Annotated in this window: 27 protein-coding genes and 1 pseudogene; 17 read left to right on the top strand and 11 right to left on the bottom strand. The window is 67.4% G+C overall.

Annotated features, from left to right (window positions below):
• The first annotated feature begins 41 nt into the window (after positions 1-41).
• From ABD243_RS17135 to ABD243_RS17110, 6 genes and pseudogenes are all read left to right on the top strand, one after another.
• On the top strand, positions 42-740 hold the full coding sequence (locus ABD243_RS17135; protein WP_344367586.1) for an ABC transporter ATP-binding protein: 699 nt from the start codon (positions 42-44) through the stop codon (positions 738-740).
• On the top strand, positions 737-2,023 hold the full coding sequence (locus tag ABD243_RS17130; protein WP_344367585.1) for an ABC transporter permease: 1,287 nt from the start codon (positions 737-739) through the stop codon (positions 2,021-2,023). The genes ABD243_RS17135 and ABD243_RS17130 overlap by 4 nt, the downstream gene beginning before the upstream one ends.
• Before the next feature lie 100 nt (positions 2,024-2,123).
• Positions 2,124-3,311 (top strand): annotated as a pseudogene (locus ABD243_RS17125) (FAD-dependent oxidoreductase); the annotation flags it as partial.
• A gap of 30 nt (positions 3,312-3,341) precedes the next feature.
• Positions 3,342-3,755, top strand: coding sequence for an oxidoreductase C-terminal domain-containing protein (locus ABD243_RS17120; RefSeq protein WP_344368074.1), 414 nt, complete (start codon positions 3,342-3,344; stop codon positions 3,753-3,755).
• A gap of 55 nt (positions 3,756-3,810) precedes the next feature.
• Positions 3,811-5,085, top strand: a complete 1,275-nt coding sequence (locus ABD243_RS17115; protein ID WP_344367584.1) for a cytochrome P450 — start codon at positions 3,811-3,813, stop codon at positions 5,083-5,085.
• A gap of 60 nt (positions 5,086-5,145) precedes the next feature.
• On the top strand, positions 5,146-5,652 hold the full coding sequence (locus ABD243_RS17110; protein WP_344367583.1) for an NAD(P)-binding domain-containing protein: 507 nt from the start codon (positions 5,146-5,148) through the stop codon (positions 5,650-5,652).
• On the opposite strand, the gene ABD243_RS17105 is transcribed toward ABD243_RS17110, so the two are convergent.
• Both ABD243_RS17105 and ABD243_RS17100 read right to left on the bottom strand, forming a co-directional pair.
• On the bottom strand, positions 5,642-6,130 hold the full coding sequence (locus tag ABD243_RS17105) for a hypothetical protein (protein ID WP_344367582.1): 489 nt from the start codon (positions 6,128-6,130) through the stop codon (positions 5,642-5,644). The two genes, ABD243_RS17110 and ABD243_RS17105, sit on opposite strands and share 11 nt — an antisense overlap.
• A gap of 95 nt (positions 6,131-6,225) precedes the next feature.
• Entirely contained in the window at positions 6,226-6,759 is a 534-nt protein-coding gene (locus ABD243_RS17100) for a GNAT family N-acetyltransferase (protein WP_344367581.1), read from the bottom strand.
• Positions 6,760-6,892: 133 nt separating this feature from the next.
• On the opposite strand from ABD243_RS17100, the gene ABD243_RS17095 reads away from it, so the two are divergent.
• From ABD243_RS17095 to ABD243_RS17085, 3 genes are all read left to right on the top strand, one after another.
• On the top strand, positions 6,893-7,525 hold the full coding sequence (locus ABD243_RS17095) for a cysteine hydrolase family protein (RefSeq protein ID WP_344367580.1): 633 nt from the start codon (positions 6,893-6,895) through the stop codon (positions 7,523-7,525).
• 44 nt (positions 7,526-7,569) lie between these two features.
• A complete protein-coding gene (locus tag ABD243_RS17090) occupies positions 7,570-7,827 on the top strand; it encodes a hypothetical protein (protein WP_344367579.1) in 258 nt (85 codons plus the stop codon).
• Positions 7,828-7,993: 166 nt separating this feature from the next.
• Complete coding sequence (locus tag ABD243_RS17085) at positions 7,994-8,824, top strand: oxidoreductase (RefSeq protein WP_344367578.1); 831 nt, start codon at positions 7,994-7,996, stop codon at positions 8,822-8,824.
• 27 nt (positions 8,825-8,851) lie between these two features.
• On the opposite strand, the gene ABD243_RS17080 is transcribed toward ABD243_RS17085, so the two are convergent.
• Together ABD243_RS17080 and ABD243_RS17075 are read right to left on the bottom strand one after the other, a co-directional pair.
• Positions 8,852-10,183: a carboxylesterase family protein gene (locus tag ABD243_RS17080; RefSeq protein WP_344367577.1), complete on the bottom strand. Its 1,332-nt coding sequence runs from the start codon at positions 10,181-10,183 to the stop codon at positions 8,852-8,854.
• Between the two features lie 6 nt (positions 10,184-10,189).
• Positions 10,190-10,897 (bottom strand): FadR/GntR family transcriptional regulator, encoded by a 708-nt coding sequence (locus ABD243_RS17075; RefSeq protein ID WP_344367576.1) that lies wholly within the window; start codon positions 10,895-10,897, stop codon positions 10,190-10,192.
• Between the two features lie 126 nt (positions 10,898-11,023).
• Between ABD243_RS17075 and ABD243_RS17070 the strand changes: the two genes are divergently transcribed.
• Positions 11,024-12,283 carry a CaiB/BaiF CoA transferase family protein gene (locus tag ABD243_RS17070; protein ID WP_344367575.1) on the top strand — a complete coding sequence of 420 codons (1,260 nt, stop codon included), beginning with the start codon at positions 11,024-11,026 and terminating at the stop codon, positions 12,281-12,283.
• Complete coding sequence (locus ABD243_RS17065) at positions 12,277-13,812, top strand: carboxyl transferase domain-containing protein (protein WP_344367574.1); 1,536 nt, start codon at positions 12,277-12,279, stop codon at positions 13,810-13,812. The genes ABD243_RS17070 and ABD243_RS17065 overlap by 7 nt, the downstream gene beginning before the upstream one ends.
• 9 nt (positions 13,813-13,821) lie before the next feature.
• On the opposite strand, the gene ABD243_RS17060 is transcribed toward ABD243_RS17065, so the two are convergent.
• Positions 13,822-14,568 carry a lipoate--protein ligase family protein gene (locus ABD243_RS17060; protein ID WP_344367573.1) on the bottom strand — a complete coding sequence of 249 codons (747 nt, stop codon included), beginning with the start codon at positions 14,566-14,568 and terminating at the stop codon, positions 13,822-13,824.
• Between the two features lie 16 nt (positions 14,569-14,584).
• Here ABD243_RS17060 and ABD243_RS17055 point away from each other — a divergent pair, with 16 nt between their 5' ends.
• A complete protein-coding gene (locus ABD243_RS17055) occupies positions 14,585-14,974 on the top strand; it encodes a DUF2177 family protein (protein ID WP_344367572.1) in 390 nt (129 codons plus the stop codon).
• A 16-nt stretch (positions 14,975-14,990) separates the two neighbouring features.
• Here the strand turns inward: ABD243_RS17055 and ABD243_RS17050 are convergent, their stop codons facing one another.
• A complete protein-coding gene (locus ABD243_RS17050) occupies positions 14,991-15,794 on the bottom strand; it encodes a thioesterase family protein (RefSeq protein ID WP_344367571.1) in 804 nt (267 codons plus the stop codon).
• 170 nt (positions 15,795-15,964) lie between these two features.
• Here ABD243_RS17050 and ABD243_RS17045 point away from each other — a divergent pair, with 170 nt between their 5' ends.
• From ABD243_RS17045 to ABD243_RS17035, 3 genes are all read left to right on the top strand, one after another.
• The gene (locus ABD243_RS17045; protein ID WP_116768287.1) at positions 15,965-16,672 is read left to right on the top strand and encodes an endonuclease/exonuclease/phosphatase family protein; all 708 of its coding nucleotides are present in this window, start codon (positions 15,965-15,967) and stop codon (positions 16,670-16,672) included.
• Between the two features lie 96 nt (positions 16,673-16,768).
• A complete protein-coding gene (locus ABD243_RS17040; RefSeq protein WP_344367570.1) occupies positions 16,769-18,037 on the top strand; it encodes an alkaline phosphatase family protein in 1,269 nt (422 codons plus the stop codon).
• Positions 18,034-19,236 carry an alkaline phosphatase family protein gene (locus ABD243_RS17035; protein ID WP_344367569.1) on the top strand — a complete coding sequence of 401 codons (1,203 nt, stop codon included), beginning with the start codon at positions 18,034-18,036 and terminating at the stop codon, positions 19,234-19,236. The genes ABD243_RS17040 and ABD243_RS17035 overlap by 4 nt, the downstream gene beginning before the upstream one ends.
• 37 nt (positions 19,237-19,273) lie before the next feature.
• On the opposite strand, the gene ABD243_RS17030 is transcribed toward ABD243_RS17035, so the two are convergent.
• Positions 19,274-20,215: an alkaline phosphatase family protein gene (locus ABD243_RS17030; RefSeq protein ID WP_237563547.1), complete on the bottom strand. Its 942-nt coding sequence runs from the start codon at positions 20,213-20,215 to the stop codon at positions 19,274-19,276.
• Positions 20,216-20,653: 438 nt separating this feature from the next.
• Here ABD243_RS17030 and ABD243_RS17025 point away from each other — a divergent pair, with 438 nt between their 5' ends.
• Positions 20,654-21,691, top strand: a complete 1,038-nt coding sequence (locus tag ABD243_RS17025; protein ID WP_344367568.1) for an isopenicillin N synthase family dioxygenase — start codon at positions 20,654-20,656, stop codon at positions 21,689-21,691.
• A 45-nt stretch (positions 21,692-21,736) separates the two neighbouring features.
• Here ABD243_RS17025 and ABD243_RS17020 read toward each other — a convergent pair whose 3' ends face one another.
• Genes ABD243_RS17020 through ABD243_RS17010 form a run of 3 tightly spaced genes read right to left on the bottom strand, consistent with a single transcriptional unit; the run spans position 21,737 to position 24,465 of the window.
• Positions 21,737-22,204 (bottom strand): SRPBCC family protein, encoded by a 468-nt coding sequence (locus ABD243_RS17020; RefSeq protein ID WP_116768291.1) that lies wholly within the window; start codon positions 22,202-22,204, stop codon positions 21,737-21,739.
• A gap of 48 nt (positions 22,205-22,252) precedes the next feature.
• Positions 22,253-23,935, bottom strand: a complete 1,683-nt coding sequence (locus ABD243_RS17015) for a DUF5671 domain-containing protein (RefSeq protein WP_344367567.1) — start codon at positions 23,933-23,935, stop codon at positions 22,253-22,255.
• Entirely contained in the window at positions 23,932-24,465 is a 534-nt protein-coding gene (locus ABD243_RS17010) for an LpqB family beta-propeller domain-containing protein (protein ID WP_344367566.1), read from the bottom strand. The genes ABD243_RS17015 and ABD243_RS17010 overlap by 4 nt, the downstream gene beginning before the upstream one ends.
• Positions 24,466-24,569: 104 nt before the next feature.
• On the opposite strand from ABD243_RS17010, the gene ABD243_RS17005 reads away from it, so the two are divergent.
• A complete protein-coding gene (locus ABD243_RS17005) occupies positions 24,570-26,024 on the top strand; it encodes a DUF5129 domain-containing protein (RefSeq protein WP_344367565.1) in 1,455 nt (484 codons plus the stop codon).
• A 48-nt stretch (positions 26,025-26,072) separates the two neighbouring features.
• On the opposite strand, the gene ABD243_RS17000 is transcribed toward ABD243_RS17005, so the two are convergent.
• On the bottom strand, positions 26,073-26,267 hold the full coding sequence (locus tag ABD243_RS17000; RefSeq protein WP_091252400.1) for a DUF1918 domain-containing protein: 195 nt from the start codon (positions 26,265-26,267) through the stop codon (positions 26,073-26,075).
• Positions 26,268-26,358 lie beyond the last annotated feature (91 nt).

Here is a 26,358-nt window from a genome sequence, read left to right as displayed (position 1 = left end):
CCCCTGACCTTTATGCCGTCCCACCTCCTGATTGGAACCCCATGCCTGTGCCAATTCTGGCCGCCCAAGACCTCACCAAGACCTACGGGCGCGGGCCCGACCGTTTCGACGCCCTCAAAGGCGTCTCCCTGGAGATCGACCGCGGCGATTCCGTGGCGATCGTGGGTAAGAGCGGCTCCGGCAAATCAACGCTGATGCACATCCTCGCACTCCTGGACACCCCCGGCGGCGGGCAGGTCCACGTCGACGGGACTGACGCGAAGACCCTGAGCGGGCGGAGGCTCAACGCGCTGCGGAACACGATGTTCGGCTTCGTCTTCCAGCAGTTCTTCCTCAACCCGGGTTCCAGCGTGCTGGAGAACGTCGCCCTCCCCCTCAAGATTGCCGGCGTCGGCAGCCGGGAACGGCGCACCCGCGGAATGGCCGTCCTGGAACAGCTCGAACTGGCCGACAAAGCCCGCAACAAGGCCGGCAACCTCTCCGGCGGTCAGAAGCAACGGGTCGTGATCGCCCGGGCCCTGATCAACAGTCCCCAGGTCCTGTTCGCGGACGAGCCCACCGGGAACCTGGACACGGCCACCGGGCGCATCGTCGAGGACATCCTGTTCGACCTCAATTCCAACCACGGCATCACCCTGATCACCGTCACCCACGACCACGATCTTGCCGCACGCTTCAACCGCCGTCTCTATATCCGTGACGGCCTGCTGATCAACACCGGCGAGGAGCACGCGGCATGAACCCGCTCGAAATCCTGAAGACCGCCATGGCGAACAGCTTCCGCAGCAAGTTGCGCACGCTGCTGACCATCCTGGCGATCTTCGTCGGAGCGTTCACCCTGACCATTACCAACGGTCTTGGCACCGGCATCTCCAATTACATCGACAGCCAGATCGCCGCCGTCGGCTCCAGCAATTCCTTCACGGTCGCCAAAACTGACACGAGCGGCAATCCCGCCTCGGGACCGAAAAAATACGACGCCACTACGAAAGTCCTTGCGGCCGGCGGCAGGCCGGGTTCAACCCAGCTGGCCCTGGGCCAGGCCGATCTGGACGCGATCGGCGCCATCCCTGGTATCACAGGCGTCACCCCGGTGACCCGGCTCAGCCCGGACTTCATCCAATGGAACGACCACGACAAGTACCAGCTGTCGGTCAGCCCCCTTGCCGGGGCGCAGCCGCAGCTCGCGGCGGGCGCTCCCCTGGACGATTCCGCGGCCCAGCCGCAGCTGATCCTTCCCTCCAGCTACGTGACCCCGCTCGGCTTTGCCGACAATAACCAGGCCGTCGGTCAGGACGCCACGATAGGCATCACCGACGCGACCGGAATCATGCACTCCATCACCGCCCGGATCACCGGCATTGAACAGAGCGCACTGCTCGGCGGCGGCGGCGCTTTCATCAACAAGTCCCTCTCAACGGCCCTCGCCGATGCCCAGGGAACCGGCGCCCCTGCCGCATCAAAGTCCGTCTGGGCGAACGTGACAGCCAGTTTCGCCCCGTCCTCCGCCGCCCAGGTCAACGACATGAAGGGCAAGCTCGCCGCAGCCGGCTACACCGCCCAGACCCTCGATGACCGGATCGGCACGGTCAAAACCGTCATCAACGGGATCATCGGCGTCCTGGACGCCTTCGCCGTCATCGCCCTGGTGGCCGCAGGCTTCGGGATCGTGAACACCCTGCTGATGTCCGTGCAGGAACGCACCCGGGAAATCGGCCTCATGAAAGCCATGGGCATGGGCAGCGGATCCGTCTTCGCGCTCTTCAGCACCGAAGCGGCATTCATCGGCTTCCTCGGAAGCGCCATCGGCTCCGCCGCCGCAATCGGGCTCGGCACCGCGGTGAGCGGCGCCCTGGCCCGCGGGCCCCTCAGCGATCTGGAGGGCCTCCACATCCTCGCCTTCGCTCCCGGCTCCGTTGCCGGCGTCATCCTCCTGGTCATGGCCATCGCCTTCATCGCCGGGACCCTCCCGGCGTGGCGGGCAGCGCGGCAAAACCCGATCGACGCCCTCCGCTACGAATAAGGCCCGCCAGGGCCTCGCCGCAGCCGGCCGCAGGCCTCTTCCGCGGCCGGCCCGCGAGGCTTAGACTCGATTGGCTTGACGAAACAGGGAGAAGCTCGGCATGAGGCTCGTCGTCGATCTCACTAAATGCCAGGGTTACGCGCAGTGTGCCTTCCTCGCACCGGACGTCTTCACGATCCAGGGGGACGAGGCACTCACGTACGACCCCGCCCCTGACGAGGGGCAGCGAACACGGATCCGGCGGGCTGCGGCCGCCTGTCCCGTACAGGCCATCCGGCTCGACCAGCTTGAGGAGCCGGCGAGTTCGCAACCTCCGACAGAATCCCCAGGTGCGGCAGCCGCTAGCGGAGGCAACGGGGGCAGCTTCAAACGATCCGGAAGGATCGTCGTCGTGGGCGCGTCACTGACCGGCCTGCGCGCAGCGGAACGGCTGCGCGAGGAGGGGTTCACAGGTTCGTTGACCCTGATCGGCGAGGAAACACACGAGCCGTATGACCGGCCGCCGCTGTCGAAACAGGTCCTGGCCGGTGCGGTACGGTCCGAAGACACGTCGCTGCCACGCCGCCGGGCACTCGACGTCGACTGGCGTCTGGGCGTCGCCGCCACAGGACTGGATCTGGCCGCACGACAGGTGCAGCTCGCCGACGGTAGCCGGATCGGGTTCGACAAGCTGTTGATCGCCACCGGGGTGCGGGCCCGGTCCTGGCCCAACGCAGCGGAGGCGGCGCTGGCAGGAGTCCTGACCTTGCGGACCCGGGAGGATGCGGCCACGCTTCGGAAGCTCCTGGCCGGCCGCCCTCGTCGGGTCTTGGTCATCGGCGCCGGGTTCATCGGTTGCGAAGTCGCTTCGGTGTGCCGCTAACTCGGCCTGTCGGTCACGGTGGCGGAGGCGGGTCCGGCACCGCTCGGCGCGGCTCTCGGCGGTGTCATCGGCGCAGTCGCCGGAGAGCTGCAGGAAGAGAACGGCGTGGATCTGCGCTGCGGCGTCAGGGTGGTTTCGCTCGAAGGCGACGCGACCGGACAGCTGTGCCGCGCCCACCTGTCCGATGGCACAGCACTGGACGTGAACGTGGCCGTCACCGCGCTCGGGGCCGTCCGTAACGCCGAATGGCTCGCCGGTTCCGGCTTGGCCAGCGGCCCGTGGGGCGTCGCGTGCGACGCCGGCTGCCGCGCTTTCGACGTCAACGGGCTGGTCACCGACGATGTCTTCGTCGCCGGCGACGCATCCCGCGCCCCGCAGCCGATGTTCGGCTACCAGTTCCTCGCCGTCGAGCACTGGGGCAACGCAATCTCTCAGGCCGAAGTTGCAGCACACAATATGGTCAGCGGCGAGACCGAACGCTGGCCGCACCTTGCCGTGCCGAAATTCTGGTCCGTCCAGTTCGGCACCGAAATCAAGAGCGTGGGCGTGCCTTCGGTTGCGGACGAGGTCGCCATCGTACAGGGATCGGTCGCGTTGCGGCGGTTCCTGGCCGTCTACGGCTACAAGGGACGCATCGTGGCTGCGGTGGCCTTCAACCAGAACAAATGGTTCGAATTCTACGAACCGCTGATCGAGCAGGCGGCGCCTTTCCCGCCCACGTTCCGCCACGTTGACGAACCGGCCGAAGCCCGGCCGGTGCCCGCCGGATTCCCGGCCGCCGCCAACCCCACCCAGGACGCGACCGTCGTCGTAACCGGCCACTATCCCAATGAGCGACGCGCCAGGCTGACTGACCGCCGCGTCCCGTAGAGCGCCGCCCCGGAGACCGGCAGCCACCGGCCCCACGACCCAAGGAGCCTTCGCCATGTCCCAGCCCAGCACATGGGAGCAGATCCTCGACTACTCCAACCGGGCCAACCCCTACCCCTTCTACGAAGAGCTCCGCAAGACCCCTGTGACACGGCTTCCGGACGGAAGCTACCTCGTGAGCACCTATGCGGAGATTGCCGCCCTGCTGCACGATCCGCGGGTCAGTTCCGACATTGAGCGCAACCCGGCGGCCGCTGCGATGCGCGCCGCCGCCGGTGAGGACGGGGAAGGGGACGGGCCGGGCATGACGCCAACGTTCCTCAGCATGGATCCTCCGGATCACGACAAGTTCCGGCGGATCACCATGCGACATTTCGGACCACCCACGACGCCGGGCAGGGTGGCGGGGATGGAGGCGCGGATGACGGAAATTGCGACTGACCTCATCGACAACATGGCGGCCCGCAGCCGGATCGACGTCGTCGATGACCTGGCGTATCCGCTGCCCGTCACGGTGATCTGCGAACTTCTGGGAGTGCCCCCGGGGGATGAACAGCGCTTCCGGGTCTGGGTGGACGTTGCCCTGCAATCGACGGATCCCGGCCTGGATCCCGAAACACAGCAAAAGAAGCGGATTGAGGCCGGCAAGGAACTGCGCGCGTTCATGGAAGAGCTGGTCGACGCCCACCGGCGCGCTCCGGGGAATGACTTGCTGTCGGCGATGGTCACCGATGACGGCCCGGAAGGCCGCATGCCGGACGAACAACTGGTGGGCACCGGGCTTCTCCTGCTCATCGCGGGACATGAAACCACCGTGAACCTCATCTCCAACGGCGCACTGACGTTGCTGCGCCACCCGGCCGAGCTCCAGAGGTTGCGTGATGATCCCGGCATGGCCATCCCGATGGTCGAGGAGCTGCTTCGCTACGAGCCGCCCGTACATTTCGTCCCGTTCAGAACGGCCCTCGATGACATCGACATCGCCGGCACCACCATCCCGGCCGGCGCTTCCCTCACCCTGGTCCTGGCCGCGGGCAACCGGGACCCCGCCCACGTGGCTGATCCCGGCCTCTTCATCCCGGACCGGCACAACAACAAACACCTCGGCTTTGGCGGCGGCGTTCACCTCTGCTTCGGGGCGCCCCTGGCCCGGCTGGAAGCGCAAATCGCCCTCACCGCCTTCGCCACCAGGCTGGAGAACCCGCGCCTGGTCTCCGACCCGCCCCCATACCGGCCGAGCCCGTTCCTGCGCGGCCCGTCCCACCTCCCGGTGGACATCAACGGCGTCCTCGCCCCTGACGGGCCCGCCGGCGACGGCACGGTCCGGTAGGGCCGGCTGACCCGGCTTTGGCTGCGGCCCCGCGTCGGCGTTGCAGAATCGAGAATTCTCTTGATCCAGCCCAAAATCGCCGTCATCGGCGCCGGCATCATCGGGCGCACTCGTGCCCGCCGCTGGACCGAAGCCGGCTACCCGGTGGTCTTCGGCGTCCGCACCCCCGACGACGCCAACCTCACCGACTACGCCAACGGCATCGGCGCTGCCCGCGACACCATCAACGACGCGATCGCCTCCTCAGACGTCGTCCTGCTGGCCATCAACGGCGCCGCCATGGAACACGCCGTAACGGCAACGGCCGCCGCGCTTGACCACAAGATCGTCATTGACGCCACCAACAACACCGGCGGCACGGCCATGAACAGCATCGCCCTGATCAGCGACCACGCACCGGACCCCCGCGTCGACCGGGCCTCGTCGATGACTTCGCCAAGCTCTGGTTCGCTCTGGCATTCGAACAGGGCCCGGGCCGCGGCGTGGGATTTAAGATCCTCACCAGGGATATCGGGAACTAGGCCGCCGACCGCGTCACACCGCCGAGGAAAGCGCTTCAGCGCGTGATAGCCAGGGGCTGCATGGGAATCACGCACGACACCCGCTCCGGCAGGACATCCCCTGAGGCCGCCACGCGGTTGTTCCTGCCGGTGTCATCGCACCAGTCAATGTTGTACGGCACGGCGGTGACCACCGCATCTCCGGCCACCGCCCGAAGAGGTACGACAAATGTGTAGGAGAACCCGCCGGCGTCGTTCATTGCCGTTGTAGCTTTGACGACTTCCGCACCCGAGGCGTCGGTCAAGCTCACCTGGATTCGTGCGTTCATGCCGTAGCGGGGATTGCAGTCGGCGTCCGGCGCCGCCACGGTGACTTTGTCCCCCAGCGTGGCTTCCGCGGGGGTCAGCGAATAGGCGGGCGGGAAACACGGCGGCTCCCCGCCTGCCGCCGAAGAGCAACCCGAAATCGGGGCAAGCAGCAACAGGGCACCCATCAGCGCAGCGGTCGTGAACCGCCGGCCACGGTACTTCAGACAGAATGCCATCCGGTCATTCTCGGCGGAACAACAGCCCGGGGACACGGTTGTGCCGGATTCGTGCCCTGATCGTTGCCGAAGCCTGCCACGAATGAATGAGCCGGTTACCGCGCCCGAGGGAAGGTCCGGCTGTGGCGGTTCTCTGACACGGGAGGATCGAAACTGGTGTCTTCCAGGGTCGCTCCGTCGTGGAGCCAGCGACGGTTGTTGTAGAAGCTGATGGCCCGATCGTTGCTCTTCGCCACCCAGAGAACTGCCCGCTCATAGCCGAGTTCGATCAACTGCTGTTCGGCGGCTGCAAACAAGACCGAGCCTGCGCCCTGCGCCCACCAGTCCGGATGCACATTGATCGCGTGCAGCTGACCGGCGCCCGCTGCCGGGCCTCCGACGGCGGGACCGACAATGGCGAATCCCGTCACCTCATTGCCGCATCGGACCACGAGGTGCATAGTCCCCTCGCGGGGCTCGCGGATATTGCGGCGCCACGCAGACGCCGCGCGTCCGACGTCGAGGCCGTCAAGATACTGATCGGTCATGACGCCACGGTACGTGGCCCGCCATGCCGCAACGTGAATCTCTGCAAGCCGTGCGGCGTCGTCTTCGGTCGCGGCCCTGACGCTGATATCCGAAGTGGTCATGCTCGCGAATCTACCAACTGAGTTCACCGGTGCCGTGCGGCGCGCGGGAGGGACTCTCCCTCACGGAAAGAGGTTAGGATCGCAACGCCGGGATGCCTCTCGCCCGCTCGACCACGCACATTCAAGGACCCCCGTGAACCGCGCCCTTCTCGTCATCGACGTGCAGAACGAATACATCTCCGGAAACCTGCCGATCGGTTTCCCCGACCCGGAAGTGAGCCTGGCCAACATCGGCAAAGCCATCGACGCCGCTACGGAAGCAGGCATTCCTGTCATTGCGGTCCAGCAAACTGCGCCGGAAACATCGCCAATTTTCGCCCGCGGCAGCCATGGATTCGCTTTGCATCCCGTCGTCAGCAGCCGTAGCCATGACCACCTGATCGAAAAGACCCTTCCCTCCTGCTTCGCCGGCACAGATCTCGAGGAATGGCTCGCTGAGCGTGACATCGACACGGTCGTGATCGCCGGATACATGACGCAGAACTGCGACGAATCAACAGCCCGGGACGCGGCACACCGTGGACTGAAGGTCGAGTTCCTCTCCGACGCCACAGGAACTCTAGCCATGTCCAACCACGCGGGATCACTGGGCGCCGAACAGCTGCACAGCGCCGTGCTCGTGGTTCTGCAGTCGCGCTTCGCCTCCGTCCTGACCACCGGTGAGTGGATCGACGCTGTTGAACACGGCACGTCCGTCCCGAAACCGGACATTTTCGCCAGCACTCAGGCAGGACGCGACGCAGCCGCAGAAGGCCGATTGATGTAGGTTCCTCTTATCCTGACGACTGCTCGGGGCATGGAGGGGGACCATTGAAAGCACCGGACGCGAACCTGAATCAACCGAAGGCTCACAGGACGGACTCTGCGCTGCAGTACAGAACGCACCGCTCGGCGTCGGGCCGTCCCGTGGTGGCCACCGGCCGTGACGAGATCGCCAAGGCCTGGCAGGACGCCCGCACCTCCGGACTCCAGTCCTCCGACGGAACAGTGAAGAGTCAATGTAACCGCCCGATGATCGCCGTCGGGGCTTTCGCACTGCTTTGGGTGATCGCCGTCGCCCTGACATAGGCGCGCTTCCACCCCGGGCCGGCCGGTTCCGAGGGGGTCTGTCACTACCTGTATCAACAGCCACTCCCAAACGTGCCGATTCTGCGGTGTTCTGTATAGGAACCCCTGGCGGCCCCACGCGGACCGCCTCCATGCTCCGGTTCCGGAGAAATGAAAGGAAGACCCAATGTCCACTTGGCTCATCACAGGATGCTCGACCGGGCTCGGCCGCGCCCTCGCCCAGGCAGTGCTCGCGCACGGCCACAACGCCGTCGTCACGGCACGAAACGTCGCCACCTTGGAGGACATCGCGGCCGAATTCCCGGACACCGCACTGGCCCTCCCCCTCGACGTCACCAACAAGGCACAAATCAGCTCCGTAGTTGAGCAGGCCCGGACGCGCTTCGGCGGCATCGACGTGCTGGTCAACAATGCCGGCTACGGCTACCGCGCCGCGGTGGAGGAAGCGGACGACGCCGACATCCGGCAGTTGTTCGACACGAACGTCTTCGGCGCCATCGACATGATCAAAGCGGTCCTCCCGGACATGCGCGCGAGAAGGGCAGGGAACATCCTGAACATCACCTCCATCGGAGCACGCATCTCACCGGCCGGGTCCGGCTACTACTCGGCAACCAAGGCGGCCCTGGAGGGCCTGTCCGGGTCCCTCCACAAGGAACTGCAGCCCCTCGGCATCAAGGTCACGGTGATCGAGCCCGGCGCGTTCCGGACCGACTTCGCCGGCCGCTCACTCACCCAGTCGGCGACGGCGATTCCGGACTATGCGGAGACGGCCGGGAAGCGACGCAAGGAGAACGACACAGTCCACGGCACCCAGCCAGGCGACCCGGCCAAGGCCGCAGAAGCCATCCTGGCAGTCGTCGACAGCGCCAACCCGCCCTCGCTCATGGTGCTCGGCAAAGACGCGTTCGACGCCTTTGCCGCCGTCGCCGACGCACAGCGTACGGAACTGGACCAATGGCGCGGGCTCAGCCTCAGCACCGGCATCGACCGCTGAACCGGCCCGGCGGCGTCAGCGCCCGGACTACGTTCGGACGGCGCGGTACCGGAGCGCGCCGGGAATCTCTCCCCGGGTTCCCAGGCTCTCCCCGTACGCGAATTTTGCCCAGAGTGCCCGCATCGCCCGGCCGTGGGCGTTGACCTCGTCCCAGGTCGCACCGGCCAGGAGTCCGGCGGACTCCCATGTCCGCTGGTGGCCGAACAGCAGCGGCAGGTCAACCGTGTGTGCGGCGCCGTAAATATTGCCGGGTGCCCGCCAGGACAGTACGTAGCTGTGGGCCCGTCCGCCGGCGCGCACATGCCGCCTGGCAAACTGTCTGGCTGACTTGCCGTAGACCACTTCGGTGACCACCCACGTGACGGCCTTGAGCACGGCGCCACCGACGACGGGAAGCCGCGCCACCCGGCTGAGGCGTGGGCTTTGGGGCAGGAACAGCCGGGCCTCCTCCGCCGTGTGGCCAATGAGGATGTCGATCCCCGGCGCGGCAGCATTCCAGGCCTGGTCAACCTCGGACGCCTTCGGCAGGGGCGCGTGCCCGTACTGGGTTCCGAACGGCATGGCAGCCATGAGCCCGAATTTGCTGGCAGCCCGGGCCACATCCTCCTCGAGGGCGACGACCTCCATCGCCGGGGTGGCGTCGGTGACGGCTTCCGCGGCGGCGCCCATGGCGGCGCTCATCTTTTCCCGCCCGCGGGTAATCCCCAAAGGTGCGCTTTGGATGATGGCCCGCTGGAAGAGAGACGCCGCGTCCGGCGTCGCCATGAGGTGTGCGACGGCGTCGCCGCCGGCCGACTGCCCGAAGGCGGTGACCCTGCCCGGATCGCCTCCAAAGGATGTGATGTTGCGCTGGACCCAGCGGAACGCCTCGATCTGGTCCAGCAGGCCCAGATTGGCCGGCCGGCCGGTGCTGGTAGACAAATATCCGAAGATGCCCAGCCGGTAGGTCACCGAGACGACGATGACGCGGGTTTCGGCAACCAGCACGGCCGGGTCGAAAATCGCCAGGTCCCCCGAGCCGGACGTGTAGGACCCGCCGTGCAGCCACACCATGACCGGCAGCCGTTCGCCGTCCCCGACGTCGGCGGGCAGGGTGATCGACAGGTGCTGGCAATGCTCGTCGCCGGGGAGTTCGCCGTAGCGGGTGCCCAGCACGTCGTCCAGGAAGGGCACCGGGGCCTGCGGGCATGCCGGGGACAGGGACGTTGCCGTGAGCACGTCCGTCCAGTCGGAGGCCGGCGCCGGCGGCTGAAAACGGCCCGCGGTGGCGTACGGAATGCCGGTGGCACGCACGACGGAGCCGTCGCGCCATCCGGTAACGGGACCGCACGGCGGTGCGAAAGAATGGTCCGCAGTCATACCGGTTCAGCCGTGTTTCAGCAGGGCCACATCGGAGACAAGGTCAATGTGCTCCAGCATTGCCGCCGCGGCGGCGGCCGAATCCTGGGACCTGATCGCATCGGCAATCTTGCGGTGGGAGGCGAGCGACTGCTCCGGACGGCCGGGCTGTCCAAGCGATTCGAGGCGCGTTTCCAGGACCATTCCGGCAATGAATGTCATCAATTGGGCCAGCACGGCCGAATGCGCGGCGGCGGTCACCGCCTGGTGAAAGAGCTCGTCGCCGCGTGCACCGCGGTCTCCGGTGGCGACTTCTTCCGCCATGGCGTCGAGGGCCTGATCGATGGCCTTCATATCCTGCCCGGTGCGCCGTGCCGCGGCCAGCTCGGCCAGCTTGACCTCGAGCGTGCTGCGCGCCTCAACGATCTCGGGCAGCCGGCTGCGGTGCTCGCGGAGGCCCTTGATCACCGAAGGAACGTTGGGCCGGTAGACCAGCACTGCACCTGTGCCGTGCTGGACGTCGATCACGCCGAGCACTTCCAGGGCCACGAGGGCCTGCGCCAGCGTTGCCCGCGAAACCCCCAGCCGCTCGGCAAGGTCCCGCTCGGCAGGCAGCGTGTCGCCAGGACCCAGCTGGGCGGCCTCGATGAAATCCATGATCTGCTCCACCAGCTGTTCGTAGAGCCGCGGCCGTGAAACGCGGGATATCTGATGCGTTGCTGCCTGCTTTGCCATGCGCGTCCTTCCAGCCTGTCCTGACTTCTAAGAGTACCGGAGAACTATTGACAAAGACACCTAGTGTCTAGGAGGCTAGGCCACTAAGCCAGTAATCTAATCATCGCCAGATCCGGAGCCCACCTCATGACTTCTGAACCCATGCCGCGCGACCACGGTCCCCTGACCGGTTATCTCGTGGTGGACCTGAGCCGCGCCCTCGCCGGCCCGCACGCCGGCATGATGCTGGCAGATCTCGGCGCGCGGGTGATCAAGGTGGAAAACCCCGGCACCGGAGACGACACCCGCGGCTGGGGCCCGCCGTTCGTGGGCCCCGAGGACGATCCCCAGGCCACGTACTTCCTGTCCTGCAACCGCAACAAGGAGTCCATTGCCCTGGATTTGAAGAGCGACGACGGCCGGTCAGTCCTGCGTGAACTGCTGGAGCGCGCCGATGTTGTCATCGAGAACTTCCGTCCCGGCGTCCTGGACCGGCTCGGGTTCTCCGCTGCGGAGATGCATGCCCTGAATCCGGCGCTGGTGGTCCTGTCTATCACCGGGTTCGGGCACGACGGCCCGGAATCCCGGCGCAGCGGCTACGACCAGATCCTGCAGGGCGAGGCCGGGCTGATGTCGCTGACCGGGTCCGGGCCGGACGATCCGCAGCGCGTCGGGGTCCCCATCGCAGACCTCCTCGCCGGCATGTACGGGGCGTTCGGCACCCTGGCCGCGCTGCTGCAGCGCGAACGCACCGGCCAGGGCCAGATCGTCCGCACCTCGCTGCTGGCGGCGCTGATCGGGGTCCACGCCTTCCAGGGCACCAGGTCCACCGTGGCCGGCGAGGTTCCCAGGGCCCAGGGCAACCACCACCCCTCCATCGCCCCCTACGGCCTGTTCCACTGCCGGCAGGGCCGGGTCCAGATCAGCGTGGGCAGCGAAAAACTCTGGCGCACGTTCGCTGCCGAGTTCGGGATCGACGCCGCGCGGCCGGAGTTCGCCACCAACGCGGACCGCGTTCGCAACCGCGAGAAAGTCATCGAGGAAGTGGAGCGCATGTTCTCCGATTACGACGCCGAGCCGCTGCTCGCCAAACTCAACGCCGCCGGCATCCCGGCCGGCAAGGTCAGAACCCTGGACGAGGTCTACGAATGGGACCAGGTTCGCTCGCAGGGGCTCGTGATCGACGTCGAACACAAAGTCCTCGGCACAGTGAGCCTGCCCGGTCCCCCGCTGCGGTTCTTCGGCCCCGCCGACACTACCGAAACCACCCTGAAGGCCCACACTGCACCGCCGCTGCTGGGCCAGGACGGTGAACGGATCCGTACATGGCTTGGGCTGGTGCCGCCGAGCAGTGGCGGCACGGCCACAGAATCCGGCACGGCACAGGAAGGTCACCCGGCATGCTGACCCAACAGAAAGTCCGGCACCTGGACGCCGCCGAACTCCTCGCCGCGGTCCTCGACCCGGGTTCCTATCGGAGCTGGGACGCGCCGGTCGTGGACCCCGATCCCGGGCCGGAGTACCGGCAGGAACTCGCCGCCGCCCGGGCCAAGACCGGAGTGGACGAATCCGTCCTCACCGGCGAGGGCCTCATCCGCGGGCGCCGGGTCGCCGTCATCGTCAGCGAATTCCGGTTCCTCGCGGGCTCCATCGGCCTCGCCGCGGCGCAACGGATCGTCAACGCCGTCGAACGGGCCACCCGCGAAGGCCTTCCTCTCCTCGCGGGCCCGGCGTCCGGCGGCACCCGCATGCAAGAAGGGACCATCGCGTTCCTGTCCATGGTGAAGATCAGCGCGGCCGTCCGCGCCCACCGGCAGGCGGGGCTGCCCTACTTGGTCTACCTGCGGCATCCCACCACCGGTGGCGTCATGGCGTCCTGGGGATCCCTTGGCCACATCACGGCCGCCGAGCCCGGAGCCCTGCTCGGCTTCCTTGGACCACGGGTCTACGAGGCCCTGCGCGGCGAACCGTTCCCGGAGGGCGTCCAGAGGGCCGAAAACCTCTTCGACCAAGGTCTGATCGACGCGGTGGTCCCGCCCGGGCAACTGCCCGACGTCGTCGACCGCGCCTTGAGCATTGTGTCTGCCGGCCCGCACCCGCGGGTGGTGCCTCCCGCGACGCTGTCGGTGAAGCCGTCCGACGCCGGCGCCTGGCAATCGATCAGGATCTCCCGCAATCCCCGCCGGCCGGATGTGCGCCAACTACTCGCGCACGGCGCCCGGGACGTCTTGCCTCTCAACGGCACGGGCCAGGGCGAAAAGGACCCCGGCCTTCAGCTCGCGCTGGCCCGCTTCGGCCATCAATCCTGTGTGGTCATCGGCCACACCCGGCCCCGGCCTTCCCGGCAGACGGCGATGGGCCCGGCGTCCCTCCGCGAGGCCCGGCGCGGCATGCGCCTGGCCGAAGAACTCGGGCTGCCTCTTGTCACCGTGATCGACACCGCCGGCGCGGCGCTGTCACCGGAGGCCGAGGAAGGCGGCCTGGCCGGCGAGATCGCCCGTTCCTTGCATGACCTCATCGGACTGAACGCGCCCACGGTGTCGGTCCTGCTCGGCCAGGGTGCCGGCGGCGGCGCACTGGCCCTCCTGCCCGCGGACCGGACCATCGCGGCCCAGCATGCCTGGTTGTCTCCCCTCCCGCCCGAGGGCGCCAGCGCCATCGTCCACCGGAGCACCGGCTGCGCGCCGGCCATGTCGGAAGCCCAGGGTGTCAACGTGGCATCGCTGCACGCCAACGGACTCGTGGAGCACATCGTGGATGAATGCCCCGACGCCGCCGACGAACCGAAGGCCTTCTGCCGGCGGCTGGGCCAGGCCATCGAGCACGAACTCGGTACCCTCGCCAGTGCAGGAATCGCCGAGCTACTCCCCCGGCGGCTGGCGAAGTACCGCAACCTGGGCGGCCTGCTCCCACCTGTTGCTCCCCGGTCCGGTTGAGGACCGCGCCTAGCGCAGGCTCGAGAACTCCGCATCACTGAGCGCGGCGTAGCGGCCGTAGGCGGCAACCACGGCGGCTTCGACGGCGTTGACGTCGAGGCCCGGCACGAGGTCGTCGGCGGCGCCCGCCGTCGCCGGGTTCCATTCCAGGCCGAGCGCGGCGTAGCTGGCCTCCAGGACTGAGCGGATCGGGGCGGAATTCTCCACCACGATCACGGAGCTGAAGAGCCAGCCGCCGGCGACCACCCGCTGGGCGGTGCCCACGAGTTTGATGAGGTGTTCCGGGACCTGCGGGTCCCGGCCGTGCACGCTGAACTCGCCGGGGCAGTATTCGCCCGGGATCTCTCCGACGCCGGCGTCCACGCCGGCGTCGCGCAGCGCCCGGGCGAGCAGTTCGCCAAACAGCGAAAACCGGCCTTTGGCCCCGGCGATCGCGTCGGTATCGGGTTCCAGGTGGTCGATGACCAGCGTTCCTTGGTGGTACGCGGCGGCGCGGCCGCCGGCCTTGCGGACCAGAGGCTCGAAGCCGTGTTCGCGGCAGGCGGCGGCGGCGGCCTCGAAGCCGGTCAGGTGCGTGTCGCGCTGCCCGAAGGCGACCGTGGGAACGGGCCGGTAGAGCCGGAGGGTGGGACCCAGCGCACCGGTCTTGACCTTCTGGAGGAGCCCGAGCGCGAAGTCGAGGTCGGCGGCGGCGCCGAGCGATTCCTCCTGCCGCACCACCGACAGTGTCCGGGGTCCGGCTGGCGCCTGCGGCATGTTGTTATGCTCCCTTATGGTCATCCTGCAATTCCTCGTCGTAGCCGCCGCGTTCGCCATCATCGACGCCATCTGGCTCAAGACGATGAACCCGTTCTACCGCCGCCAGATTGGTGGCCTGCTGGCCGACAAGCCCAATCTAGGGTACGCGGTGGTGTTCTACGTGATCTACATTGCCGGGATCGTGTTCTTTGCCCTGCGGCCCGCGCTCGACGGCGGCAGCTGGCTCTCCGCCGTCGGCTACGGTGCCGCCCTGGGCGTGTTTGGCTACGCCACCTACGATCTGACCAATGCCGCCACCCTCAAGACCTGGCCGTGGCAGCTGATCGTGGTCGACATCCTCTGGGGTGCGGCGTTGACGGGCCTGGCCACGCTGGCCGGCTGGGTCGTCTTCCACACGAACTAGGAATCTCCCGGACGAACTAGGACTTTCGCAGCGTCAGGATCTGTTCGGCGCGGCCGAACGGTCCGGTGAGGTCATGCAGCACCGTGGAGGTCAGCCCGATCCCGTCGGTGCCGAACGATACTTCGTTATCCAGCCCCAGCCACTCCCCCTCCGGCTGCCGGTACATGTGGATCTGCAGGTCCAGGTTGGGGAAGGCGTAGCTGCCCTTGCCCGGCGGGACCCGGGCGGCAATGCCGTTGGCCGTGTCCACGAGGCCAATCAGCCGGGCGAGGTCGCCGCTGTCCGCCCGGTCGGTCAGCGGATGGACGGTGCGGAGCCACACCGTCCCGGACCCCGCCCGGTGGCCCTCGGCGATCCGCATGTGCAGGGACGCGATGTAGCCGCCGGGCCACACGCTCGCGGCGTCGTACGGTTCGCAGTCCTCAGGGGCGGGGATCCGGGGATCCTCGAAAGCCGCGATGGCAGACGTGTCCGTGGTGATCATCCGCCAGGCCGTGGCGCGGATGGCCGTGCGGCCACCCGCGACGAGCTCGGCCTGCACCAGTTCGATGGTCCGGCCCGGGCGCAGGGTGGAGGTCACCACCTCGAAGTCCCCGCCGGGGATCAGCCCGAGGATTTCGTAGCTGAGACGGGCCATGCGCATGTCCTCGCGCGGCTCGTGCCTGGCCAGGCAGTCGGCCATGATCCCGGATGCCGGGGCCATGTGCTGCTCGTGCACGTTCCAGGCACCCTGAGCGTGGATTGTGGAGCGGAAACGCCCGTCCCCCAGCGCCTCATAGTAGAAATCGCCCTCGGCCAGAACAGGCAGTTCAGCAGTCAACGTCGACCTTTCGCAGCTTCCATCGGAGAATTCCAGACCACCCTATCGCCGAACGCCTCGCCGGGAGGCCACGGGGTCCCTGATGCGCTCAATATTCAGCGTTCGGCCAGCCGGACTGGGTAGACTCGATCACAGCGTTCGCAACTATCATCCGAAGGGGTGCTCTCCTGATCCGAGTCATTAGCTACAACCTCCGCAAGCACAAGGCCAGTGGCGAGCTGGTCGATCTGGCCCGCGATTTCGAGATTGACGCTTTGTGCCTCCAGGAGTGCGATACCGAGGACCTGCCGGCCACCATCGGCAACCTCCACCTGGCCGACGCCACCCGGGGGAACCGGCTGGGCCTGGCGATTTACTACCGCAAGGACCGCTTCACCGCTTACGACACCAAGACCTTCGCTTTGAAGAAGTCCCTCCACGACCGCGTCCTGGCACCCGCGCATGAGCGGCTCATCGGAACGCGTGTCACGGACAACGAGACCGACCACGAGCTCGTCATCGCCTCCTTCCACGCCGCACCGCTGACGGCGTCGAACTCGTTGCGGCGGAACCAGATCCATGCCGCCCACGCCGAGCTGCTCAGCATGGGCGGCGGGCTGATGTCACTGATGGTGGGTGACTTCAACTATCCGTTCTTCACCAAATCCCTCACAGCGCAGATGAAGGACGCCGGCTACGACCTCACCATGAGCGACCGCCGGACCTACACCCGCTACAAGGTCTTCAAGGGCCACTTCGACTTCGCCACTTCCCAGGGGCTGGAGATCGAAAGCGTGGAGACACTGCCCCGCGGCGCCTCGGACCACCTTCCCATCCTGATCACGGCCGAATACGGCCAGGAGGCGTCCGGAAACGGTTCGGGACCCGCCGCTCCGTAGCGGGCCATCCCGCGGTCAAGAACACCGGGTGAACAAACGGTGAACCGGGTATCGAAAGCAGGCTTATCGTAATCTTGCCGTGATCTACTGCTGGGCGTGAACTTCTCCAGACGCACGTTCCTGACCACTGCCGGAACGGCCACGGCTACCGCGCTAGCTGCCGGCACCAGCTGGCGCGCGGCGGAGGCCGCCACGGCCGTCCTGCCCCCGGCCGCCGCATCGGGCATCGACCACATCATCGTCGTGATGATGGAAAACCGTTCCTTTGACCACTTCCTGGGCTGGCTCCCCGGAGCTGACGGCGCCCAGGCCGGCCTGACCTTCACGGACCGCTACGGTATTCCGCACACCACGCACCACCTGGCAGACTTCCAAGGCTGTGGCCACCCGGATCCGGACCACTCCTACGAAGGCGGCCGGATCCAGTACAACAACGGCAAGAACAACGGCTGGTTGCGGGCCGGCGAAAACGACGAATTCGCCGTCGGGTACTACAACGCCGCCGACCTCGACTTCTGGCGGCAGGCCGGTCCGGACTGGACGGTCTGCGACCAGTATTTCGCGGCGACCATGGCTGAAACCTACCCGAACCGGTTCTACCAGCACGCCGCCGCCACCGACCGGCTGCACAACTCCACGGTGACGTCCACGCTGCCCACCATCTGGGACCGGCTTGCCGCCGCCGGCGTTTCCGGCAAGTACTACTACGGCGACATCCCCTTCACCGCGCTCTGGGGCGCCAAGTATCAGGGCATTTCGCACCACTACTCCGAATTCCTCACCGACTGCTCCGCAGGGACCCTGCCCGCGGTGTCCTTTGTGGACCCGCGGTTCACCGACGAAGGCTCCGGGACCTCCGGCGACGACCACCCGCACGCCGATATCCGCTCCGGCGAGCTCTTCCTCGCAGAGGTGTACAACGCCGTCACGACCGGGCCGGCCTGGGCGAACACCCTGCTGGTCATCAACTACGACGAGTGGGGCGGCTTCTACGACCACGTCGCGCCAGCCACCGCACCGGACACCAACCCGGAAACCGCCCTGCGCGGTTTCCGGGTTCCCTCCGTGGTGGTCTCACCCCGCGCACGACGCCGGTACGTTGCCCACGACGTCTACGACCACACCTCGGTCCTCAAGGCCATCGAATGGCGATGGAACCTGCCGCCCTTGACCCCGCGCGACCGGGCAGCCCGCAACATCGCCGAAGTCCTGGACTTCAGCAGGCCGGCAAACCTGGCCGCTCCCAAATACTTTGTCCCGCCGTTCGTGGCCGGCCCCGCCTGCACTCCCGTCGGACCACCACCGGCCGAGGAATGGTCTGGACTCAAAGAAAAAGCACTCGCCGACGGATGGAATCTCCCGTGAACCGCACTACCCAAACAGCCCCCGCCGCACGCGCCGCACGGCAACGGCGCGCGAGCCGCCGCACCTTGAAGCGCTTCGCCTCCGCCGCGCTGCTCGTGCTGGCCGCCGCGGCGCTCAGCTACGGCCCTTCGGCCGTCACGGCGGCCACGCCAGCCAATGCGGCCGCGCCGGCCGCAACCACCGCGGGCCAGGGCTACCTGCCCGGCGCAAAGCACATCTTCGTGATCAACGTCGAAAACAAGGGCTACGACGAGACTTGGGGCCCGGCGTCGGCCGCACCGTATCTCTCGCAGACGCTGCGCGGCCAGGGCGTGCTGCTCAATCAGTACTACGGCACGGCTCACAATTCACAACCGAACTACGTCGCCCAGATTTCCGGTCAGGGCCCCAACCCCCAGATGCAGGCCGATTGCCAGACCTACTCTCCCTTCGCGGAAGCAGGAACGGCCAGCCAAGGCCAGGCCGTCGGGGACGGCTGCGTCTTCCCAGACACGGTGCCCACCGTCGCCGGGCAGCTCACCGCCGCCGGCAAGACGTGGAAGGGCTACATGGAAGACATGGGAACGCCGTGCCGCCACCCGGCCCTCGGCGCGGTGGATGACACGCAGAAGGCCAGGGTCGGCGACCAGTACGCGGCCCGCCACAACCCCTTTGTCTACTTCGCAGGGATCACCGGCTCCCCGGACTGCGCCAAGAACGACGTCGACCTCACCGCCCTGACGAAGGACCTCACCTCGGTAGCCACCACCGCGAACCTGTCGATGATCACCCCAAACCTGTGTCATGACGGCCACGACACCCCCTGCGTGGACGGACAACCCGGCGGCCTGGCAAGCGCGGACGAATGGCTGAAGCAATGGGTACCTGTCATTACGTCGTCCCCGGCCTTCCAGGAGGACGGCGTCCTGGTGATCACGTTTGACGAATCCGACGGGCCGCAGTCCGACGCCACTGCCTGCTGCGCCGCAACCGCCGGGCCCAACACCCCCGAGCCTGGCATAACCGGCCCGGGCGGTGGCCGCGTCGGCTCCCTCGTGATCTCACCCTTCACGAAGGGTGGAACGTGGTCCACCACCCCCTACAACCACTACAGCCTGCTGGCCAGTATCGAAGACAGCTTTGGCCTGCCATACCTGGGCTATGCGGGAACCCCGGGACTGAACCGTTTCGGGCTCGACGTCTACAACGCGGGGGTCTAAACGGCGCCGTGGCAGCGACGAGGGCGGGGCGCCGCCGCTAGGAGCCGGCGTTGAAGACGTCCGCGCCAAAGCTGTTCAGGCCCGGCGCCCCGGCATAACCGAGCCGCGGCAGCGAGAAGGCGTCTTCGATGCTGGCCAGGAGGCTGAAGTGGTTGTACGCCTGATCCGACGTCGTGCCGCCCTTGGTGAACGGCGAGATGACCAGCGCACCGATCTTGCCGCCGGCCGTCCCGCCCGGCAGCAGGGCTGACGGTCCTACCGTCTTTCCCTCTGTTTCATCGAAGGTGATGACCAGCATCCCGTCCTGTTTGAACGCCGGGGAGTCCAGGATCGCCGGGACCTGCTGGCTCAGCCAGCTGTCAGCGGCCGCCAGCCCGCCGGCGCTGCCATCGACGCAGGGGCTGTCGTGGCCGTCGTTGCACAGATTCGGCGAGATGTAGGCCAAATTGGGTGTGGTGTCGACGGACTGGAGGTCACCGGCAAGCTGGCTGAAGTCCACCACGTTGCTCTGGCAGTCCGGGGTCGAGGTGATGGACTCGAAATACACGAACGGATTATGCCGGGTCGCGTACTGGTCGCCCACCTTGGCACCCTGGCTGGTGTCCTTCGCGCCGAGCTTGGGATGCCGGCATGGCGTCCCCATGTCCTCCATGTACCCCTTCCACGTCTTGCCGGCGGCGCTGAGCTGTCCGGCGACCGTGGGGACCGATGCCGGATACACGCAGCCGGTTCCCTCCACCTGCCCCAGCGCGGCCGTCCCCGTTTGTTTGAAAGCGACGTACGTGGGGCAGTCGTCGCGGGTCATGGCGTTCGATGCCTGGCCGGAGATCTGGGCCAGGTAGTTCGGGTTCGAGTTGTGGGCGATTCCGTAGTACTCGGACAGCAGGACGCCCTGGCTGCGGAGCGTCTGGGAGAGATAGGTGGCCTCAGAACCGGCACCCCACACCTTGTTGTAGCCCTTGTTCTCGAGGTTGATCACGAACACATGCCCCGGTTTTGAGCCCGCCTGCGCCGAGGCAGAGCCCCCGGACGTGGTGCCGGGGCTGCTGGTGCCCGCTGACGCGCCGGTACTCGGCGTGGCACTAGGCGTGCCGGATCCCGTTCCCGGGCTGCCACCGGGCGGCGAGGGCTGACACGCTGCTGCTGAGAGCACCAGGACTGCTGCAACAAGCAGCCGCGCGGCGATTCGACGTTGAGCTTTCGTGGCGTTCCGGCGCATGGATTCCGGCTTTCTCGTTAACCCGATCGGCGTGGCATTGGCAACCTTCGTTGTTGAACTCTTACACACCGCGATCAAGAAAGCCCGCGAGGAGCCTAGGCAATAGCTGGGAACCGGCACCGCCAATTCGGCTGGCGTCCGGGCAACCGGAACCGGCCTACCGTTCAGTAGGGGATGCCGTGGTGGTAGTTTGCAAGCATGAACGCACCATCGGATTCGATTCCGTTGCTGGATCTCAGTGCAGCCAGAGGGCGGGACGGCACTTTTGACCCGGCGTTTATTGAAGCCTTGCGCGATGCTTCGCACCGGGTGGGCTTCTTCCAGCTCACGGGCTACGGGGCCACTCCCGGCGAGGTGGACGAACTCTTCGACGTCACCCGGCGCTTCTTCGAGCTTCCGCTTGAGTCCAGGCTGGAACTGGACAACCGGCTCTCACCGCATTTCCGCGGCTACACGCGGTTGGGCCACGAAGTCACCCGCGGGCGGCCGGACGCCCGTGAACAGCTCGATTTTGGACCGGAGCGCCCCGCCGTCGAGGGCTACCCGCCGGATCAGCCGTATTGGCTGGTGCAGGGGCCCAACCTGATGCCGGACCGCGCGCTGCCTGAGCTGCGGAGCGTGTGCATGGCCTGGGCGGACCGCATGTCACGGATCGGCGCAGAACTGCTGAGCGCCATCGCCGTGTCCTTGGAACTGCCGGAAGACTACTTCGACGAACCGTTCCGGGACTCGCCGGCCTGGATGGCCAAGCTCGTCCACTATGTCGGCGGCGTCGTCGCCGATGCCGGTCCCCAGGGGGTCGGCGCCCATGCGGACTACGGCTTCGTCACCTTGCTGCTTCAGGACGAGGTCGGCGGCCTGCAGGTGCTCCCGCCGGGCAGCGACAACTGGATTCCGGTGGAGCCGGTTCAGGGGGCCCTGGTGGTCAACCTCGGAGAAATGCTCGAAGTCGCGACCCAGGGCTACCTGGCGGCCACCATCCACCGCGTCGAGGCGCCCCCGCCCGGCGTCGACCGCTACACGGTCCCGTTCTTCTGGTCGCCCCGGCTCGACGCCGTCATAGATCCGGTGCCCCTCCCGCCCGCGCTCGCGGCCCGGTCCCGGGGGATCACCGATGACCCGGACAACCCGATGCTCGCATCCTACGGCGCCAACGTGCTCAAGGGCTGGCTGCGCGCACACCCGGAGGTCGCCCGGATCCATCACCCCGAACTGGTCCCGACCACCGGGTCCTGAACTGCCCCGGCGGCGGGGCAACGTCACCGGGCGGGGCTTCCCTGCTCAGGCCTTTGGCTGTGCGGCAGCCGTGGCGAGCGCGGCGAGCCCCTTCTCGAAGTCTGCACCAACCATCTTGTCCATGTTCATGAAGAGGGCGAAGACCTTGCCGATGCCCTTGTTCTCCCCGGTCATGGTCCACGTGACCTGAGTGCCGCTGCCCGACGGCGTGAAAGTGAACGTGGTGGGGTTGACGGCCTTGAAGGGCTTGGTGAACTCCAAGCGGATCTTGATGCTGCGTGGCGCGGCGGCGTCCACGATCTCCATGGTGCCGGAGCCGGCCTTCCGGTTGCCGCTCCAGGCGTACTTGGCGCCGACGCCGGATTCGACGCCGGAATAGCTGCGCTCCATGGCAGGGTCAACAGACTCCCACGGCGACCACTTGGTCCATTCGTGGAAGTCGTCGACCAGCGGAAAGATGTCCTCTGCCGGTGCGGGAATGACTGCGCTGCGCGTAACTTCAAAGGTAGACATGCCGCCATCCTAGGGCGTGGCCGGCCCCACCTGACGCAGGACAGACGGTCAGCCTTGCAACGGGATGACGTCGATCCCCCCGTGCTGATCCGCAACCACCAGAACCCGGGCCGCTGACACGCCGTGCAGTGCCGCCGCCAGCTGCTCTTCCTGCGCCGCGCCGGCCTCCTGGAGTGGCCCGGGCGGGCCGCCGGGAAGTGCAGGCACGCCGGTCAGGTCAGCAGCCCTGGCGTCCGCCCGCGTCCAGACGGTGACCGCTGCCCCCGTGACCTCGCTGATGACGCGGCGCAAGGCCGCGGAATCCGGTCCGGCCACCAGGATCACGTGGCCGATCGTTCGCGGACGGACCGGACCGACCGTGGCGAGGACGGCCCGGTCCTGCCTCCATACCGCGAAGTGGTAGCCGAACACGAGCCCGGTGGCGACCAGGAGCCCCAGCGGGGCGCGGATCCGGTCTATGAGGCTTCCGCCGCTGACATCGCTCAGGAAGAACTCGAACAGCCGGAACCCGATCACCAGCAGGGTGACCACCGCAACGACGGCGCTCAGGCCGAACACGGCGACCAGGTAGATCCGCCGGGCGTTCAGTCCGGCGCCGGTTGCTGTGCCTGTCCCCGCCGCCTGCTCCAGCGGACGCCATGCGAGCCACCAGACAGGCCCGCCCACCAGGAGGGAGCTGATTCCCCCGAGCAGGAGCGTCCGCGCCCCGGCGCCGGCCAGCGGCGTCGCCGTCATGGCCAGGACCGAATTCACGATCACGCCGATCCCCGACGCCGCCGCGACCAGCGCGACGCCGGAGGTCACGAGCCTGCCGCCCTGAAGGGTGGTTTCCGAGCGCCCGCTCGCGATGTTGCGGTGGTAAACCCAGACGAGGCAACCGATGGCAGCCGCCGCCACGGCGGGAGCGAGGGGCTCCAGCAACAGCTCCAGCGCTTCGGTACGGTCAAACAGCAGGCGAAGGGCCACAAAGAGTGCCACCCCGGACCCGGCCAGGGTGAGGATGCCGGCGCCGAGCACCCCGACGGTGATGAGTGCGACGTCAGCCAGCCCGGTGCGCAGCCGCCGGCCGCCGTCGTGCTTCCAGTGCCACCACCAGACGGCGGTTCCGCCGACGGCCCAAACCAGGGACTGCAGCGCCGACACCCACCATGGCTTGCCCACCGATGCCTCAACCGCGGCGCCCCGCAGGGCGGCATCCAGAAGGGTGGACAGGGCCGAGACGGCGCCGCCGACGCCCAGCACGAGCCCCAGCACCGAGCCGAGCACCGTGGGGACCTCGGCCAGCTCGGCCGGACCCTTCCGGGGATGGCGCCACATCCACCGGTGCCAGACCCAGACCGCCGCCCACACCAGTCCCGTGGCCAGCGACAGCCGCCACTCCTGGCCCGGGCCGCCGATCAGCGAGGACAGCGTGTTGATCAGATTGGTGGACGCGATCAGCAGGGCAACCAGGTAGGCGCCGGTCACATAGAGGCCCCACCCGACGGCGGACCGTTCCTCCGGGTCCTCGAGCCGCCGCCAGACCACCCACCACAAGACGGCCGCGAGCGGGCCGCCGATCAGGGCGAAGGCCAGCGAGCGCGCCAGCCCCGCGACATCGTCCACGGCCAGTTCCGTTCCCGTCACGAACAGGCGGCCCAGCAGTCCGCCAAGCCCGACGGCGGCGATCACCACCAGCGCGAACAGCAGCGCGTAGGTGATCAGCCGGCGCACCGTCCGTTGGGCGCTCATTGCTTCACCTGACCGGGACACACCGTCAGCTGCCAGGGTGCGTTGTCGATCTGCCAGCCGTTCCCCGACCGAACGAGGTCAAAGACGTCCTCCACCTGGTATTCAGCACTGCCGAACGGCCCGCCCGGCTCGGACACGGTGATGAGCACCCGCACGTCCGCTGACTCCGGCCGCTCGGTGGTGGAGACCAGCGTGACACGCAGGTTCTGCGCGGGCGGACGGGCCTCGTTGTTGCACTTGCTCCGGGCGGCCGGGGTCAAGTAGGCGGACGCGGCCGCCTCATCCCCGGCAATGACAGCGGCGGCATAGCGCTGCACGACGCCGGCGGGCGTCGACTCGGCCAGCGGCGCCGGTTCTCCGCGGGTCAGGACGACAGCCAGGGCAACGATCACAATCACCGCGATCGCGACCATGATGGCCAGCAGGGTCCGGTCGGGCCTGGCGGGGCGCGCCGGAACGGGCTTCGTTTCCTCCGGTTCTGGTTCTCCTGGAGGTCGTTCGGGCTGGGATCCTTCCGGCGGAGAACTCATGCCGCAAGTATGGACGCCGGGCCGGTGCGCGGTCATGGTGTCTTTCGTCCCGTTCCCGCGGCGGTTGCATCGACGCGGCCGGGGCCACCCACTACGCTCGGAAAATGGGAATCATGCGCAATGCCCTCGCCGCTGTGCTCCTGCTCATGGTCGGACTGCTCGGCGGAGCCGCCGCGGCGCTCGCCGTGACACCGACCGCCGTCGTGGTTGAGGACCGCGCCGGGGTCCTGGACCAAAACACGCTCCTGCCGGCGGTGCGGTCCACCGAGTTCTATCAGCCCACCAAGGTTGCGATCTACACATACAACGGCACGGCCGCGGACAACCTGAACGAGGAAGTCCTGAGGTTCGCCCGCGCCGAACATCCCGAATGGATCAGTCCCGACGGGCAGAAGTGGGCGGACGGGCTGTTCATTTTTGCCCTGGACCCGGTCGGCCGGCATGTCGGGACCTACATGGGTGAGGACCGCAAGGTCTCCCTCGAACAGCGCGAGGACATCCAGAACGCCTCCAAGGAACTGTTCCGCGATGCCCAGTGGACTGACGGCACCATTGCCGGGGTCCGCCGCGGCGCCGAACTCATCAACCAGCCATGGTACCGGTCCACGGCTTTCGTTGCCTCGGCCTGGCTGACGGTGACCGCCGCGGTCTGCGGCGCGGCAGCATGGCTGATCGTCCGGTGGCGGACCAGGGTGTCCTGCCGGAAGGAACTCGCGCGGGGCGACGCCAGCTACGCGAACGTCAGCATGGACCTGCAGGTCACCGAGCTCAACGCCAGCACCATCCCCGAATCCTCGCGGTACGGCAGCACGGTCCTCGAAAAACACCGCACGTTCATGAACCGCTACAACATGGCCACCGAGCTTTCCAATCAGGTGCATGCCCTCAGCCGCCGGGACCTTAGCCGCCGGCCCAACCTCAAACTGATCCGGAACTACGCCGACGCGGCGGCAGAACTGGACGTGCTGGACGACGTGATTGCCGATACCAATGCCCTGCTCAACCGCGGAGCATCCTGGCCGGCCGCCTGGGACCACCAGCTCGCACCCTTCCGCAGCGACCTGAACGGCCTGGAAGAGATGCTCAGCCAGCGCCGTGCCGAGGGATCCTCAGCGACGGCGGCTGCCCTGCGGTCCTTTCGCGATGAAAGCCGCAGCGACCTTGAACGCTGGTCATCGGAACTGGCCGACGGCTCCATCACGCCCGAGACGGCGCTGGACCGGTTGCGTGATGCCCGGACCCGGCTGTCCGAACTGCTGAAGCAGCACGCCGATACCGTGATCGGGGCCTACGCCCGCAACGAGAAGGAGGCCGGGCTCATGCGCAAGGACATGGAGAGCGCCCAGGCCGGGACCAAAGCCAGGTACGGCCGCTCCTACGAGCCGAGCATCCTCGGCACCGTGTATCCGTCCTACTACTTCTTCTCGGTGCCGAACTTCAATTCCGGCTTCAGCACCGGCGTCAGCAGCGTCAGCACCGCCCGCGGCGGCGGAGCCACAACCGGGTACGGATCCAGCGGCGGCAGCTTTTCCGGCTCCGGGAGCTCGTCGGGTTTCTAGGGCGGAGCGTCCTGGGGCCCAGTTCCCGGCGCTCTCCGAAGGTGCCTTTTAGGGCCCGTTCCCGGCCCGTTCGACGACGAAATCCCCGCCGGGGAACATGATCGTCTCGTGGCCGTCGTCGAATCTGACGTGGTACGGGGGCGCCCCATCGGCTCCCTTGACCTCAAGGATCAGACCGTGCCGGTCCGTGGACTCCACCGTGGTCCCACGGATGATGATGCGGTCTCCTGCGGCTGCCTTCATGGCGGTCACCTGCATTTCTATTGACGCCTGTGTGCCCGAAGATCATTATTGCTCTTGACGGCTGGGGGGCGCTATGGCCTTGAACCAAGGA

Origin of the sequence: Arthrobacter humicola (assembly GCF_039531445.1) — a bacterium.
Taxonomy (GTDB): domain Bacteria; phylum Actinomycetota; class Actinomycetes; order Actinomycetales; family Micrococcaceae; genus Arthrobacter; species Arthrobacter humicola.
The sequence above is the reverse complement of the archived record's forward strand: the minus strand, read 5'-3'. Positions and strand labels throughout refer to the sequence as shown.